At 61.5% G+C, this 15,790-nt stretch carries 1 protein-coding gene (only partly in view); it reads left to right on the forward strand.

The window, feature by feature from the left end:
- Positions 1-15,790: the 5' portion of a non-ribosomal peptide synthetase gene (gene syrE, locus KBY02_RS06815; RefSeq protein WP_225650070.1), read on the forward strand. The gene runs 12,584 nt beyond the window's last position; only the first 15,790 of its 28,374 coding nucleotides appear in the window; its start codon is at positions 1-3; the stop codon falls past the right edge of the window.

The following is a 15,790-nucleotide window of genomic DNA, read 5'->3' on the forward strand; positions in this document are numbered from 1 at the left end:
ATGAATTCGTTGATCGACAATCTGTGCACGCAAGGACAAGAGCTCCTTCCGCTGGCTTCGGTTCAGCAAGGTATCTGGCTTGATCAGCTCGCCTATCCGCACCTGCCTTATTACAACATCGGCATGACTCTGGAGATCAAGGGCGACATCGATATTGCACTGTTCGAAAAAGCCATCCAGAGGGTTATCGACAGCCATGACGCGCTGCGTCTGAGTTTCAGCCACGAAAGGGGTATGGGCGGCCAGCGGGTTCTGTCCAAGGCGCCGTTCAAGCTTGAAGTGACCGATTTTCCTGAGGTCGACGGCGACACCGAGCAGGCCATTGCGCATCTGCGCGAGTCGTTCCGCCAACCCTTTGAGTCAATGACCGGACAACTCTGGGAATCGCGTCTGGTTCGTTGCGGGCCGCAACTCCATTACTGGTTCAATCGCTTGCACCACCTGGTTGCCGACGGCATCGGTGCAGTGCTGATCGCGCACGCCGTAAGCGATGCCTACTCAGGTTTGCTGGAAGGCAAGGAAACGCTTGCCGAGGGGCCTTCTTACCTCTCGTTCCTTGAAGAAGACAGGGCCTACATGGCGTCTTCTCGCTACGAGCGTGATCGACTGTTCTGGGAGCAGTCCTACGCACAACTGCCGCCGGTTCTGCTGCAACGCAGGGCGGACTTCAAGGCAGGCCTTACCAACGTCCCAGCCCCCAGTGACCAGGTTCAAGCCATGTTGCCCCGCGCGCTTTACAACGCGCTGACGCAGTTTGCCAGCGAATGCAACCTGTCCGTGGCTCATGTACTGGTCGGAGTGATCAGCACCTATTTCTGCCGCACCGTGGGCGTCGATGAGATCGTTGTCGGTATGCCGGTGCATAACCGTACCAATGCTCGTCAGAAAGCCACCATCGGTATGTTTTCCTCGGTCAGCCCGATTCGCGTGGGCTTCGATCCGCATGAAACGCTGGTCGATCTGATGAATAACATCGGCACGCAACTACGTCGCACTTATCGCCACCAGCGTTTCCCGATTGCCGAACTCAACCGTAGCCTGCGGCTGGCGCAAAACGGACGCCACCAGTTGTTCGATGTTTCACTGTCATTCGAAAGCTTCGATGGTGACGTCACGTTCGGCAGCGAGGACCCGGCGCGGGTGCTGATGCTGGACAACGGTTACGAGCAGACGCCCATGGCGATCTTCGTACGCGACTACCATCCTTCTGAAGACATCCACCTGGATTTCAACTTCAACACCGCTTACTTCACCTTCGAGGAAGCTCAGCGCGTACAGCAGCGCATTTTCGCCATGCTTGAAGCTGTGCTGAATCAACACGACACGCCTTTGGCGCACTTCCCGCTGATGAGCACAAGCGAGCATCAGCAACTGGCAACTTTCAACGACACTGCGCACCCTTATCCGCGTGATGTCCTGATCCACCAACTGATCGAACAACAGGCCGCCCAGCGTCCGGATGCCTGCGCCGTACGTGGCGACAGCGGGCCGTTGCTCACTTACGCCGAACTCAACCAGCAGGCGAACCAGCTCGCCCATCGCCTGATCGAGCTGGGCGTGGAGCCTGATACGCGGGTCGCGGTCAGCCTGCGTCGCGGCCCGGAAATGGTCGTGGCGCTGTTAGGTATTCTCAAGGCCGGTGGCGCCTATGTACCGATCGACCCTGACCTGCCCAGCGCCCGCCAGGCGTATATGCTCGAGGACAGCTCGCCGCAGGCAGTGCTGACTACTCGGGACCTGAGCGACAACCTGCCGGCCTCGGATCTTCCGGTGCTGGTGCTCGATGGCCACGATGACCGTGCGCAACTGGCCAGGCAGCAGAGCGTCAACCCGGATGCCAGGGCCCTGGGCCTGCAGCCGAATCACCTGGCTTACGTGCTCTACACCTCCGGTTCCACCGGCACGCCCAAAGGCGTGATGAACGAACACCTGGGCGTGGTCAACCGCTTGCTCTGGGCGCGCGACGCCTATCAGGTGAACAGTCAGGATCGCGTGCTGCAAAAGACCCCGTTCGGGTTCGACGTGTCGGTCTGGGAATTTTTCCTGCCACTGCTGACCGGTGCCGAACTGGTCATGGCCCGTCCCGGTGGCCATCAGGATCCGGACTATCTGGCGCAAGTAATGAGTGACGCGGGCATTACCCTGCTGCACTTCGTGCCCTCGATGCTCGATGTGTTTCTGGAACATCGCTCAACCCGCGACTTCCCGCAACTGCGCCGCGTGCTGTGCAGTGGCGAGGCCTTGCCTCGTGCGTTGCAGCGCCGTTTCGAGCAACAGCTCAAGGGCGTTGAACTGCACAACCTGTATGGCCCGACCGAAGCGGCCATCGACGTTACTGCCTGGGAATGCCGTCCGACGGATCCGGGCGACAGCGTGCCCATCGGCCGCCCGATTGCGAACATTCAGATGCACGTACTCGATGCCTTGGGCCAGCTGCAACCATTGGGTGTGGCCGGTGAGCTGCACATTGGCGGTATCGGCGTGGCGCGGGGTTACCTGAATCAGCCGGACCTGAGTGCCGAGCGTTTCATCGCCGACCCGTTTTCCGAAGACCGGCAGGCACGCCTGTACAAAACCGGCGACGTCGGTCGCTGGCTGGCCAATGGCGCACTGGAATACCTGGGCCGCAATGACTTTCAGGTGAAGATCCGCGGCTTGCGTATCGAAATCGGCGAAATCGAGGCGGCGCTGGCCAAACACCCGGCGGTCCACGAAGCGGTGGTCACTGCTCGCGAAGACATACCCGGCGACAAACGTCTGGTGGCTTACTACACCCAGTCTGCCGAGCACACTGCTGTCGATCTTGAAATCCTGCGCAGTCACCTGCAGCAACAGTTGCCGGAGTACATGGTTCCGGCCATTTATGTGCTGCTCGAGGCCATGCCACTGACATCGAACGGCAAGCTCGATCGCAAGGCGCTGCCAGCCCCGGACGGTGATGCGCTGATCAGCCGTGGTTACGAAGCGCCGCAAGGCGAAGTGGAAACCCTGCTGGCATCGATCTGGGCCGATGTGCTCAAGGTTGAACAGGTGGGACGCCATGACCATTTCTTCGAACTGGGTGGCCACTCACTGCTGGCGGTGAAATTGATCGAACGCATGCGCCAGGTTGGCCTGAGTGCCGATGTGCATGTGCTGTTCGGCCAACCGACCGTGGCGGCACTGGCGGCAGCTGCCGGTGGAGGCTCGGAAGTCGTGGTGCCGACCAATCTTATTCCCGAGCATTGCGACCGTATCACCCCGCAGATGTTGCCGCTGATCAACCTCTCTCAGGCGCAGATCGACCACGTGGTGAAGGACATGCCGGGCGGCGTGGCCAACGTGCAGGACATCTACCCGCTGGCACCGTTGCAGGCTGGGATTCTTTACCACCATATCAGTGCCGAACAGGGCGACCCCTACACCCTGAAAGCACTGTTCGCGCTATCTGACCGGGCGCGACTGGACGATTTCAGTGGCGCTTTGCAAGGCGTGATCAACCGCCACGATATCCTGCGCACCGCGGTGCTGTGGGAAGATCTCGATGAGCCGGTGCAAGTCGTGCTGCGTCAAGCTGAACTGCACGTCACCGAGTTGTTCCTCGACTCTGCAGACGGCCCGGTTGACGAGCAATTACACCAACGCTTCGACCGTCGGCATTACCGCCTCGATGTGCGTACTGCGCCATTGATGCGCATTGTCTTTAGCCATGACCCGGTCAACGACCGCTGGCTGGCGATGCTGCTGTGCCACCACCTGGTCAGCGACGCCACTTCCCTGTCCGTGATACTGCAGGAAATTCAGGCGCACCTGCTCGGTCAGGGCAAGGCGTTGGGTGAGGCAGTGCCATATCGCAACTATGTCGCTCAGGCACGCCTGGGTGTCAGCGAGGCACAGCACGAAGCGTTCTTCCGCGACATGCTCGGCGATATCGACGAGCCGACGCTGCCGTTCGGTTTGCAGGATGTGCAGGACCGTGGTCGCAACCTCGAAGAGGCCAGCGTGACCCTGGCGGCTGAACTGAACCTGCGTTTGCGGGCTCAGGCTCGACAGGCAGGCGTCAGCGTCGCGAGCCTGATGCATTTGGCCTGGGCACGGGTGCTGGGCAATGTCTCGGCCTGCGAACAGGTGGTGTTCGGCACTGTACTGCTGGGCCGTATGCAGGCCGGTGATGGCGCCGACCGTGCGTTGGGCATGTTTATCAACACCTTGCCGTTGCGCGTCGATATCGGCGCAACGACAGTGGCCGAGGGATTGAAGGCGACCCACGAGCGGCTGACAGCTTTGCTGGGGCATGAGCATGCTCCGCTGGTGCTCGCCCAGCGTTGCAGCGGCGTGGCCGCACCGACGCCGCTATTCAGTGCATTGCTCAACTACCGACACAGGGTCGTGAGCGATGTTTCGGCAGAAGCTGCCAGCGCCTGGGGCGGGATCGAGTCCTTCGGCACCGAAGACCATACCAACTACCCGTTGACCCTGAATGTCGATGATCTGGGCGATGCTTTTACACTCACCATTCAGGCCGTCCAGCAAATCAATGCCCAGCGCATCGGCGAGTACATGCAGGTTGCACTGCGCAACCTGGTGGACGCACTGGAACACACGCCGCAAGCAGCGCTGAACAGCCTGTCGATACTGCCGGACGATGAGCGCGAGCTGTTGCTGACGGGCTTCAACGACACAGCCCACCCTTATCCGCGTGATGTCCTGATTCACCAACTGATCGAACAACAGGCCGCCCAGCGTCCGGATGCCTGCGCCGTACGCGGCGACAGCGGGCCGTTGCTCACTTACGCCGAACTCAACCAGCAGGCCAACCAGCTCGCCCATCGCCTGATCGAACTGGGCGTGGAGCCGGATACGCGGGTCGCAGTCAGCCTGCGTCGCGGCGCGGAAATGGTCGTGGCGCTCTTGGGTATTCTCAAGGCCGGTGGCGCCTACGTGCCGATCGACCCTGACCTGCCCAGCGCCCGCCAGACTTATATGCTCGAGGACAGCTCGCCGCAGGCAGTGCTGACCACTCGGGACCTGAGCGACAACCTGCCGGCCTCGGATCATCCGGTGCTGGTGCTCGATGGCCACGATGACCGCGCGCAACTGGCCAGGCAGCCGACCGGCAACCCGGATGCCAAGGCCCTGGGCCTCCAGCCGAATCACCTGGCCTACGTGCTCTACACCTCGGGCTCTACCGGCACGCCCAAAGGCGTGATGAACGAACACCTGGGCGTGGTCAACCGCTTGCTCTGGGCGCGCGACGCCTATCAGGTGAACAGTCAGGATCGCGTACTGCAAAAGACCCCGTTCGGTTTCGACGTCTCGGTCTGGGAGTTTTTCCTGCCACTGCTGACCGGTGCCGAGCTGGTCATGGCCCGTCCCGGTGGCCATCAGGATCCGGATTACCTGGCGCAGGTGATGAGTGACGCGGGCATTACCCTGCTGCACTTCGTGCCCTCGATGCTCGATGTGTTTCTGGAACACCGCTCAACCCGCGACTTCCCGCAACTGCGCCGCGTGCTGTGCAGTGGCGAGGCCTTGCCTCGTGCGTTGCAGCGCCGCTTCGAGCAACACCTGAAGGGCGTTGAACTGCACAACCTGTATGGCCCGACCGAAGCGGCCATCGACGTTACCGCCTGGGAATGTCGTCCGACGGATCCGGGCGAAAGCGTGCCCATCGGCCGCCCGATTGCCAACATTCAGATGCACGTACTCGATGCCTTGGGCCAGCTGCAACCAATGGGCGTGGCCGGTGAGCTGCACATTGGCGGTATCGGCGTGGCGCGGGGTTACCTGAACCAGCCGCAACTGAGCGCCGAACGTTTCATCGCCGACCCGTTCTCCAACGACCCGCAGGCACGTCTGTACAAAACCGGCGACGTCGGTCGCTGGCTGGCCAATGGCGCACTGGAATACCTGGGCCGCAATGACTTTCAGGTGAAGATCCGCGGCTTGCGTATCGAAATCGGCGAAATCGAGGCCGCCCTGGCTAAACACCCGGCGGTCCATGAAGCGGTGGTCACTGCTCGCGAAGACATACCCGGCGACAAACGTCTGGTGGCTTACTACACGCAGTCTGCCGAGCACACTGCTGTCGATCTCGAAACCCTGCGCGGTCACCTGCAGCAAGTGTTGCCGGAGTACATGGTTCCGGCCATTTATGTGCTGCTTGAAGCGATGCCACTGACCTCGAACGGCAAGCTGGATCGCAAGGCGCTGCCGGCACCCGACGGTGACGCGCTGATCAGCCGTGGCTACGAAGCCCCACAAGGCGAAATCGAGGAGCAGATCGCGGTAATCTGGCAAGACCTGCTGGGCGTCGAGCAGGTCGGGCGTCATGACCACTTCTTCGAACTCGGCGGCCACTCACTGCTGGCCGTCTCTCTGATCGACCGTCTGCGCAAGCAGGACCTGAATCTCAACGTAAACACCGTATTCACTGCGCCCAGCGTGCGTGAAATGGCCTTGGCCATCAGCCAGGAAAAACAAGCCCTGTTCCGGGCGCCGGCCAACCGCATTCCGGCCCATTGCACGCAGTTGACGCCAGACATGTTGCCGCTGGTGGAACTGAGCGTCGATCAGATTGAACTGATCGCCTCCGCGGTTCCAGGCGGAGCCGCCAATATCCAGGACATCTACCCGCTGGCACCGCTGCAAGAAGGCATTCTGTTCCATTACCTGCTGAATCTTGAACGCGACGCCTACCTGGTGCGCTCGACGATCGAGTTCGACAGCCGTGCGCGCCTTGACGCCTTTCTTGAGGGCCTGCAAACGGTTATCGACCGCCATGATGTCCTGCGCAGTTCAGTGCATTGGGTCGGCCTGCCGCAAGCGGTGCAAGTGGTGCACCGCCAGGCGCAATTGCCGATCCATACCCTCACCCTGAGGCCGGATGAAGACGCACTCAGCCAGCTGGATCGTCTAAGTGATCCAGGTCGTCTGCGCCTTGATCTGCGACAGGCCCCGCTGCTGCTGGCCTACATTGCTCGCGACCCAGACTCGGAACGTTGGTTACTGGCGCTGATTGATCACCACATGATCAGCGACCATGTCACCCTGGAACTGATACTCGAAGAAATTCGCCTGTTGATGCGAGGCCAGAGCGCAGAACTGCTGCCACCGCAGCCTTATCGGGAGTTTGTCGCACAGACCCTCGCCAGCCCTTCCAGTGCTCACGAAGCTTACTTCACCGGCCGCCTGGCCGATGTCGATTCACCCACCGCTCCGTTCGAACTGCTGGAAGTTCAGGGCGACGGCAATGACGTCGAAGAGTCCGAACTGGCATTGAGCAGTGACCTCTGCGCACGTATCCGGACTCAGGCCCGGGAGCGCGGCATGTCCCCGGCGGTGCTGTTCCATGTCGCCTGGGCTCAGGTGCTGGCACGTTGTACCGGTCGCGATGATGTGGTGTTCGGCACCGCGGTCACCGGCCGTCTGCAAGGTACGTTAGGCGCCGAGCGGGCCATGGGCATGTTCATGAACACCCTGCCGGTCCGCGTGCAACTGGCCACGCAAAGCGTCCAGGAACTGGTCATGGCCACCCACCGTGATCTCAGCGAGTTACTGAGCCACGAGCAGGCATCATTGGCCCTGGCCCAGCGTTGCAGTAGCGTGGCCACGGGTGTGCCGTTGTTCTCCAGCCTGCTCAACTACCGGCACCAGAACGAGGACAGCCAGTTGCAATGGCCGGGCCTGCGCCTGCTCGACAGCGCCGAGCGCACCAACTATCCGCTGTGCTTGTCGGTCAACGATTACGGCAGTGACCTGGGCCTGTTGATACACAGTGTGCAACCTGCGGATCCGCAACGCCTGTGCGCCATGATGCAGTGTGCGTTGGAGCAATTGACCGACGCGCTGGCGCACACACCACAGAAGGAAGTTACGCAGTTGGATGTGCTGCCCGCCGCCGAGCGCAACCTGCTGCTGGAGACCTTCAACCAGACCCGCCAGGACTACCCGACGGACCTGTGCATTCAGCACCTGTTCGAAGCACAGGTCCGCACGCAACCGGATGCCATCGCCGTGGCTTTCCAGGCGCAGCGCCTGAGCTATGCCGAATTGAACCGTCAGGCCAACCGTCTGGCTCATCACTTGATCGGCCTAGGCATCGGCCCGGATGATCGGGTGGCGATCTGCGTCGAACGCGGCGTGGAAATGATGGTCGGCCTGCTCGGTGTGCTCAAGGCCGGTGCCGCTTATGTGCCGCTGGACCCGGCTTACCCTGCCGAGCGCCTGGCCTACATGATCGAAGACAGCCAGCCAGCGGCGTTAATGACCCAGCGTCACTTGCAGGAATATCTGCCGACCCTGACCTTGCCACTGGTGTTGCTCGACGATGATCAGCGCAAAACCTTTACCGAGCGTGACGATAACCCTGTGGTGGAAGCCCTCGGCGTGCGCAATCTGGCGTATGTGATCTACACCTCGGGCTCCACCGGTAATCCGAAGGGCGTGATGATCGAGCATCGCGGTCTGGTCAACTACAGCGTCGATGCGGCGCGGCTGTTTGACTTATCCCCAACCGACACCGTGCTGCAACAGAACACCCTGAACTTCGACCTGTCGGTGGAAGAAATCTTCCCGGCCTTGCTGGCGGGTGCCACCCTGACGCCGAGCCGCGAGATCTTCGGCAGCGAAGGGACTGAAAACCACGGGATTGATCCGACTGTCCTGCACTTGACCGCCGCACACTGGCACACGCTGGTGGCCGAGTGGCACAAGCAACCGCAGGTCGCTGAGCAACGTCTGCAGCATGTGCGCCTGATCAACGTCACGGGTGACGCACTGTCGGCGCAGAAGCTCAAGCTCTGGGACGAGATGCGCCCTGCGCACACTCGCCTGATCAACACCTACGGGCCAACCGAAGCGACGGTATCCTGCACCGCGGCCTACGTCAGCCATGACGCCGTGGCCGGCAGCGAAGGCAGCGGCAATGCGACCATCGGCAAGCCGATGGCCAACACGCGCATTTACCTGCTCGACGCTCATCAGCAGCCAGTGCCGTATGGCGTGGCCGGTGAAATCTACATTGGCGGCGACGGCGTGGCACGCGGTTACCTGAACCTTGAAGAGGTCAACGCCGAGCGCTTCCTCGCTGATCCGTTCAGCGAAAGCCCTGATGCCAGGATGTACAAAACCGGCGATCTGGCGCGCTACATGGCTGACGGCCGGATCGAGTACCTGGGCCGTAACGATTTCCAGGTCAAGGTGCGCGGTTTCCGCATCGAACTGGGCGAAATCGAAGCCCGCCTGGGCAATTGCACCGGGGTCAAGGAAGCGGTGGTGATCGCTCGGGAAGATAACCCGGGAGACAAGCGCCTGGTGGCCTATGTGGTTGCCCAGCCGCAAAGCCAGCTTACAGCCGCTGACCTGCGCGCCGAACTGGCACCGCAACTGGCCGAGTACATGCTGCCAAGCGCGTTCGTGCTGCTTGATGAACTGCCGCTGACGCCGAACCGCAAGCTCGACCGCAAGGCCTTGCCGGCTCCGGATGCTGATGCGCTGATCAGCCGTGGCTATGAAGCCCCACAAGGCGAAACCGAAACGCAGATCGTGGCTATCTGGCAAGACCTGCTGGGCATTGAGCAGGTCGGGCGTCACGACCATTTTTTCGAGCTCGGTGGCCACTCACTGCTGGCCGTCTCTCTGATCGAGCGTCTGCGCAAGCAGGGCCTGAATCTCAACGTAAAGACTGTATTCACTGCGCCTACCGTGCGTGAAATGGCCTTGGCTATCAGTCAGGACAAACACGTTCTGTTCCAGGTACCCGCCAACCGCATTCCAGCCCATTGCACGCAATTGACGCCAGACATGTTGCCGCTGGTGGAACTGAGCGTCGCTCAGATTGAATTGATCACCTCCGCCGTTGCCGGCGGAGCCGCCAATATCCAGGACATCTACCCGCTGGCACCGCTTCAGGAAGGCATCCTGTTCCATTACCTGCTGAATCGTGAGCGCGACGCCTACCTGATGCGCTCGATGATCGAGTTCGACAGCCGTGCGCGCCTTGACGCCTTTCTTGAGGGCCTGCAAACGGTTATCGACCGCCATGACATCCTGCGCAGCTCGGTGCATTGGATCGGCCTGCCGCAAGCGGTGCAAGTGGTGCACCGCCAGGCGCAATTGCCGGTCCATACCCTCACCCTGACGCCGGAGGAAGACGCACTCAGTCAGCTGGACCGGCTAAGTGATCCAGGTCGTCTGCGCCTGGATCTGCGACAGGCCCCGCTGCTGCTGGCCTACATTGCTCGCGACCCAAACTCGGAACGTTGGCTACTGGCGCTGATTGATCATCACATGATCAGCGACCACGTCACCGTAGAACTCATACTCGAAGAAATTCGCCTGTTGATGCGAGGCCAGAGCGCAGACCTGCTGCCACCGCAGCCTTACCGGGATTTTGTCGCACAGACCCTCGCCAGCCCTTCAAGTGCCCACGAAGCTTACTTCACACGCCGCCTGGCTGATGTTGATTCACCCACCGCTCCTTTCGAACTGCTGGAAGTTCAGGGCGACGGCAATGACGTCGAAGAGGCCAAACTGGCATTGAACAGTGACCTTTGCATACGTATTCGGACTCAGGCCCGGGAGCGCGGCATGTCCCCGGCGGTTCTGTTCCATGTCGCCTGGGCCCAGGTGATGGCCCGTTGTACCGGTCGCGATGACGTGGTGTTCGGCACCGTGGTCACCGGCCGCCTGCAAGGTACGGCCGGCGCCGAGCGGGCCATGGGCATGTTCATGAACACCCTGCCGGTCCGCGTGCAACTGACCACACAAGGCGCCCAGGAACTGGTCATGGCCACACACCGTGATCTCAGCGAATTACTGAGCCACGAGCAGGCGTCACTGGCCCTGGCCCAACGTTGCAGTAGCGTGGCCACAGGGGTGCCGTTGTTCTCCAGCCTGCTCAATTACCGGCACCAGGGCGAGGACAGCCGGTTGCAATGGCCGGGCATGCGCCTGCTCGACGGCACCGAGCGGACCAACTATCCGCTGTGCTTGTCGGTCAACGATTACGGCAGTGAGCTCGACCTGATAATACACAGCATGCAGCCCGCAAATCCGCAACGCCTGTGCGCCATGATGCAGTGCGCGCTGGAGCAACTGACCGACGCGCTGGCGCACACACCGCAGATGGCCGTTACGCAGCTGGATGTGCTGCCTGCCGCCGAGCGCAACCTGCTGCTGGAGACCTTCAACCAGACGCGCCAGGACTACCCGACGGACCTGTGCATTCAGCACCTGTTCGAAGCACAGGTCCGCACACAACCTGATGCCATCGCCGTGGCTGTCCAGGGGCAGCGCCTGAGCTATGCCGACTTGAACCGTCAGGCCAACCGTCTCGCTCATCACCTGATCAGCCTGGGCATTGTTCCGGATGATCGGGTGGCGATCTGTGTCGAGCGTGGCGTGGAAATGATGATCGGCCTGCTCGGTGTGCTCAAGGCAGGGGCGGCTTATGTACCACTTGACCCGGCCTATCCGGCCGAGCGCCTGGCATACATGATCACCGACAGCCAGCCAGCGGCGTTGCTCACTCAGCGCGGCTTGCAGGAGCGCTTGCCCGCATTGTCCATGCCGCTGGTATTGCTCGATGACGAGCAATACCAGGGCTTGGCCGAGTGTGATGACAACCCGGTCGTACCGACCCTCGGCGTGCGCAACCTGGCGTATGTGATCTACACCTCGGGCTCCACCGGTAATCCGAAGGGCGTGATGATCGAGCATCGCGGCCTGGTCAACTACAGCGTCGATGCGGCGCGGCTGTTCGACCTGTCTCAGAGCGACACGGTGCTGCAGCAGAACACCCTGAACTTCGACCTGTCGGTGGAAGAGATCTTCCCGGCACTCCTGGCCGGCGCGACCCTGGCACCAAGCCGCGAGATCTTCGGCAGCGAAGGGACTGAAACCCATGGCATTCAACCCACCGTCCTGCACCTGACCACTGCGCACTGGCATACGCTGGTTGCCGAATGGCACAACCAGCCGCAGGCTGCTGAGCAACGTCTGCAGCATGTGCGTCTGATCAACGTCACAGGTGACGCATTGTCGGCGCAGAAGCTCAAGCTCTGGGACGAGGTGCGCCCGGCGCACACTCGTCTGATCAACACCTATGGGCCGACCGAAGCGACGGTGTCCTGCACTGCGGCCTACGTCAGCTACGACGCTGCGGCCGGCAGCGAAGGCAGCGGCAATGCGACCATCGGCAAGCCGATGGCCAACACGCGCATTTACCTGCTCGACGCTCATCAGCAGCCAGTGCCGTATGGCGTGGCCGGTGAAATCTACATTGGCGGCGACGGCGTGGCACGCGGTTACCTGAACCTTGAAGAGGTCAACGCCGAGCGCTTCCTCGCTGATCCGTTCAGCAAAAGCCCTGATGCCAGGATGTACAAAACCGGTGACCTGGCACGCTACATGGCTGACGGCCGGATCGAGTACCTGGGCCGTAACGATTTCCAAGTCAAGGTGCGCGGTTTCCGCATCGAACTGGGCGAAATCGAAGCCCGTCTCGGCAATTGCAAAGGGGTCAAGGAAGCGGTGGTGATCGCTCGGGAGGACAATCCCGGTGAAAAACGTCTCGTGGCCTATGTGGTTGCCCAGCCGCAAACCCAGATCACAGCCGCTGAACTGCGCGCCGAACTGGCACCGCAACTGGCCGAGTACATACTGCCGAGCGCGTTCGTGCTGCTTGATGAACTGCCGTTGACGCCGAACCGCAAGCTCGACCGCAAGGCCTTGCCGGCTCCGGCTGACGATGCCTTTGCCAGCCGCGAGCACGTGGAGCCTCAAGGGGCTACCGAGATTGCGCTGGCGCAGATCTGGCAAAACCTGCTCGATCTGGAACGGGTGGGCCGTCATGATCAGTTCTTTGAACTGGGCGGCCACTCCTTGCTGGCGATGCGCCTGATTTCCCAGGTGCGTCATCAATTGGGCGTCGAACTTGGTCTGGCTGCACTGTTCGCCCATCCCGAACTGAGTGCCCTGGCCGTAGCCATCGCTCAGGCCGGACGCAGCAAATTGCCGGACATCGTACCGGTGGCACGCGATCAGGCGTGGCCATTGTCATTCGGCCAGCAACGTCTGTGGTTTCTCGCCCAGATGGAAGGCGCCAGCGCGGCCTACCACATACCTGCCGGCCTGAGCCTGCATGGCAACCTGAATCTCAAGGCATTGCAACGGGCGTTGGAGCGTATCGTGGCGCGCCACGAAGGTTTACGCACCACGTTCATGCAGGGCGATGACGGACAGCCGGTGCAACGCATCAGCCCGGCGGACACCGGTTTCAACCTGCAAATGCACGATCTGCAAGGGTTGGCGGATGCCGAGGAAAAACTTCAGGCACTGGCCAGCGAAGAGTCGCTGCAAAGCTTCGATCTGCAACAGGGCCCGTTGATTCGTGGCCGCCTGATTCGTATGGCCGAGGACCATCACGTATTGTTGCTGACCCTGCACCATATCGTTTCCGATGGCTGGTCGGTTGATGTGCTGACCCGCGAATTGTCCGCGCTCTATGCCGCATTCAGTCAGGACCAGGACGACCCGCTGGCGCCGCTGGAGCTGCAATACCTGGACTACGCCGTGTGGCAACGTCGCTGGCTGAGTGGCGATGTGCTGCAACAGCAAAGCAATTTCTGGCAGCAAACCCTGGCAGATGCTCCGGCGTTGTTGATGTTGCCCACCGACCGTGCGCGTCCGGCGCTGCAGGACTATGCCGGTGCAGCACTGCCCGTCGTGTTCGACAAAGACCTTACCCGAGGTCTCAAGGCATTGAGCCAACGCCGCGGCAGCACCCTGTTCATGACGGTCATGGCCGCGTGGGCCGGCCTGCTGGGACGCCTGGCTGGCCAGGATGATGTGGTCATCGGTACGCCAGTAGCCAACCGTACTCGCAGCGAAGTCGAAGGGCTGGTGGGCCTGTTCGTCAACACTCTGGCCATCCGCGTCGACCTCAGTGACAAGCCCACGGCAGAGACGCTGCTGGCGCGGGTCAAGCAGCAGACTCTCGATGCCCAGGCGCATCAGGACTTGCCGTTCGAACAAGTCGTGGAAGTCATCAATCCGCTACGCAGCCTGTCCCACAGCCCGATTTTCCAGGCCATGTTGTCGTGGGAAAACAACGAGGCGTCTGATCTGACGCTCGGCGACATGACTCTGAAAAGCATCGAATTGGCCGCTGATACTGCCCAATTCGACCTGACGCTGGACATGGCCGAGGTGGATGAGCAACTGGTCGGCACGCTGGAGTACGCCACAGCGTTGTTCGACGAGAGCACCATGCGGCGCTATCTGGGCTACTTCCAGCGTGTGCTGGAGGCCATGGTCGCCGACGACCAGCAGGTGCTGGAGCACGTAGCCTTGCTGGGTGCCGACGAACGTGAACATTTGCTGGCAGGCCTCAACGCAACAGAGGCGCCCTTCCCTCAGGATCGCACGATTCATCAGTTGTTCGAAGAAAGGGTTCAGGCGCAGCCCGACGCCATCGCCGTGGCCTTCGGGGCGCAGCGCTTGAGCTATGCCGAATTGAACCGTCAGGCCAACCGTGTGGCTCACCATCTGATCAGCCTGGGCATCAAACCGGATGATCGGGTGGCGATCTGCGTCGAGCGTGGCGTGGAAATGCTGATCGGCGTGCTCGGTGTGCTCAAGGCCGGTGCTGCTTATGTGCCACTGGATCCGGCTTACCCCGCCGAGCGTCTGGCCTACATGATTGAAGACAGTACGCCGTCGGCACTGTTGGCCCAGCGTGATGTGCAGGCGCATCTGCCGACGCTGGACTTGCCGCTGGTGCTGCTCGATGAGGATCAGCGCACCACCCTCTCCGAGCGTGGCGACAACCCGGTGGTGGAAACACTCGGTGCGCACAATCTGGCGTACGTGATCTACACCTCGGGCTCCACCGGCGTGCCGAAAGGCGTAATGGTCGAGCATCGCGGATTGTTCGCCGTCAGCGCGGCGTGGGAGCAACTGTACGCACTGCACGCGCCACTCAATCACTTGCAGATGGCCGGGTTTTCCTTCGATGTGTTCAGCGCCGACCTGATCCGCTCTCTGTCTTTCGGCGGCACACTGGTACTGTGCCCACGCGAGACATTGATGGACCCGCCTGCGCTTTACCGCCTGTTGAGCGAGGAGTCGATCGGATTTGCGGATTTCGTGCCAGCCGTACTCAACGCATTGCTGGGCTGGGTGGAAGAGACGGGGCACGACCTGTCGTTCATGCGCACAGTGGTCTGTGGTTCGGATATCTGGACCGCGCACAGCGCCCGGCAACTGCGCAAGCTTTGTGGCGATCACGTGCAGATCGTCCAGGCCTACGGTGTCACTGAAGCCAGTATCGACAGCACCTGCTTCGAGTTCGAGGCAACCAGCCAGGTCGACGGGGTCTTGCCGATTGGTCGGGCATTGGCCAATACGCGGATTTATCTGCTCGATGAGCTTGGCCAAGCGGTTCCGCCGGGTGTCGCGGGCGAGCTGTATATCGGCGGCGCAGGTATTGCTCGCGGCTATCTGAATTTGCCGCAACTGACTGCCGAACGCTTCATGGACAACCCCTTCGTGGCGGGCGAACGGCTGTACCGCAGCGGCGACATGGCGCGCTACCGGGCTGATGGCAATATCGAATTCCTCGGCCGCAACGACTCCCAGGCCAAGCTGCGCGGGCTGCGTCTGGAGCTGGGCGAAATCGAAGCACGCCTGGCCGAGGTTGCAGGTGTGCGCGAAAGCCTCGTCGTGATTCGCGAGGACAGCGGCGGCACGCCGAAACTGATCGCGTATTTTGTGGAATATGCCACTCGCGACGAGTCTGGCCCTGCCC

The organism is Pseudomonas sp. P129, from assembly GCF_020312195.1.
In the GTDB taxonomy this organism is placed as follows: domain Bacteria; phylum Pseudomonadota; class Gammaproteobacteria; order Pseudomonadales; family Pseudomonadaceae; genus Aquipseudomonas; species Aquipseudomonas fragariae.